Origin of the sequence: Pseudomonas sp. RW407 (assembly GCF_003176655.1) — a bacterium.
Classification (GTDB): Bacteria; Pseudomonadota; Gammaproteobacteria; order Pseudomonadales; family Pseudomonadaceae; genus Pseudomonas; species Pseudomonas delhiensis.
In genome coordinates this window covers 1-404 of sequence record NZ_QGSL01000066.1, presented here as the reverse complement: position 1 = coordinate 404, position 404 = coordinate 1, and the positions used below count along the sequence as shown (strand labels likewise).

1 protein-coding gene is annotated in these 404 nt (G+C 65.8%); it reads right to left on the bottom strand.

Annotation, left to right across the window (positions count from 1 at the left end; genetic code table 11):
• The coding region (locus DK254_RS06465; protein WP_177412031.1) for an Ig-like domain-containing protein at positions 1-404 on the bottom strand (404 nt) is incomplete at both ends.

Below are 404 nucleotides of genomic sequence, written 5' to 3'. Positions count from 1 at the left end.
ATGGTGATGGTCTGCGGGGCACTCAGTGCGCCGCTGTCGTCCTTGGCCTGGTAGGTGAAGGTGACGTCGCGGCTGACACCAGCCGGCAGGCTGTCGAAGTCGTGGCCCGGATCGAAGGTATAGCCGCCATTGGAGTTGAAGGTCAGTGTGCCGTTGCCGGTGCCGACATCGGTGGCCAGCTGGTAGCTGGCAATGGTGCCGTCGACGTCGCTGGCGGCCGGGACTTGGCCATTGAGGATGGTGTTCTCTTCGGTCGTTGCGCTGCCGGCCTGGGCGACCGGCGCGTCGTTGGTGCCGGAGACGGTGATGGTGATGGTCTGCGGGGCACTCAGTGCGCCGCTGTCGTCCTTGGCCTGGTAGGTGAAGGTGACGTCGCGGCTGACACCAGCCGGCAGGCTGTCGAA